The sequence below is a fragment of the Actinosynnema sp. genome (assembly GCF_052038725.1).
The window spans coordinates 1-1,696 of the sequence record NZ_JBQGCX010000115.1 but is presented as its reverse complement, the minus strand read 5'-3'; the positions used below and the strand labels follow the sequence as shown (position 1 = coordinate 1,696).

Genomic DNA, 1,696 nt, shown 5'->3' with positions numbered 1-1,696 from the left:
CTCCACGCCGATGAGCGACGCGTAGTGCGGGCGGACGCAGTCCTCCGCGAAGGCGCGCAGCGCCGGGACGTCGTCGGGCACCGCTTCGCGCAGGGATTCCACCGCACCACCCCAGGGAAATTCCGGTTCACGCGGAAATCCGCGTGACGCCGGGCACCCTACTGCCCACCCGCGGCTCCCCCGACGCCACACCACCTCCGACCCCCTACCGGACGCGCCCGCTGAACCCCCTGCGCGTGCGTCTCAAAACCATTCGCACCCGATCGGGCGCGGCCTTTGGAGCCGTTGTCTGTTGATCCGTTCGGCCTCCGGGTACGTATCCGACCAAGAAGCGCGTCCCCTGCCACCGACCCCACGAGGAGGTCGCCCGTGATCTACGGAGTCGACGTATCCGCATACCAGCCGGGTTTCGACTTCGCCGCCGCGCGTTCCGAGGGCTTCGACTTCGCCTTCATCAAGGCCACCGAGGGCTCCACCTGGCGCTCGCCGAGCTACCACGACCAGCTCGCCCGCGCCCGGTCCGCCGGGATGCTCGTCGCCGCGTACCACTACATGCGCGGCGACGACGTGGGCGGGCAGCTCGGGAACGTGCGGGCGGTGGTGGGCACCGACGTGCCGGTGCTGCTCGACATCGAGGACGGCGCGGGCTCGCTCGGGGCCATCCGGGGCTTCGTCGACCAGGCCCGCGCCTCCGGGTACGGGTCGCCGCTGATCTACCTGCCGCAGTGGTACTGGTCGGGCCGCATGGGCTCGCCGGACCTGTCGGGACTGCCCCCGCTGTGGCACTCGCGCTACCCGGACAACGTGGTGCGGCGCAAGGAGCAGTTCGCCCTCGGGGGCGAGTACTGGCCCAGCTTCGGCGGGCTGCGCACCGAGATCGCCCAGTTCACCTCGTCGCTGGCCGTCGCCAACTACCCGAACGGGCGGATCGACGGCAACGCCTACCGGGGCACCCGCCAGGAGCTCCAGGACCTACTCGAAGGGGACAACATGCCCAGTGCGCAGGAGATCGCCTCCGCGGTGGTCAACGAGATCGAGCAGCGGCGGTACGACACCGACGGCGACGGCCAGCCCGACCGGTCGCTGATCAACAACACCATCCAGGGCATGTGGAGCGCGCAGGGCGCCGAGGCGACCGCGCGGCGGGTGGAGGTCAAGCTCGACGCGCACTCGGAGGGGCTCACCGAGGAGGAGGCCAACCTGCTGGCCTCGTTGCGCACCAACAAGGAGGGGCTGAGCGCGCGGAGGCAGGCGCAGGTGCTGCGCAGCCAGCTGCCGCCCGCGGTGCTGGCCGAGCTGGTGGCGCTGGCGCAGGAGCCGAGCAGGCCCGCGCCCCAGCCGCCGGTGACCGAGCCGCCCGTGACCGAGCCCCCGGTGGGGCAGCCCCCGGTGGTTCAGCCGCCCACGCAGGGACCGACCGCCTAGCGCGGCGGTGCGGCGGGTGGTGGCCGGGCGGCGGTCGCCCACCCCCCTCGGCGGACCGGGCCCGCGTCCCACGACCGCGTGGGGCGCGGGCCCTCGCTCAGGGCAGGCGCGCGATCAGAGGCCGGCCGTGTTCAGCAACCGGTTGGCCGTGCCGCCGGTCGCCCCGTTGGTGATCGTGTTCGGGGTGGCCTTGCTGTTCAGCCAGTCGTGCACCGTCGCCGACGGCGCGTCGCCGTAGGTCGCCTTGTACAGCGCCGCCACGCCCGCCACG

Annotated in this window: 1 protein-coding gene; it reads left to right on the top strand. The window is 72.8% G+C overall.

Features of this window, described 5'->3' with window-relative positions; all coding sequences use genetic code 11:
• The first annotated feature begins 369 nt into the window (after positions 1-369).
• Positions 370-1,425: a GH25 family lysozyme gene (locus tag ACTUAL_RS02245; RefSeq protein ID WP_440899093.1), complete on the top strand. Its 1,056-nt coding sequence runs from the start codon at positions 370-372 to the stop codon at positions 1,423-1,425.
• The last annotated feature ends 271 nt before the right edge of the window (positions 1,426-1,696 follow it).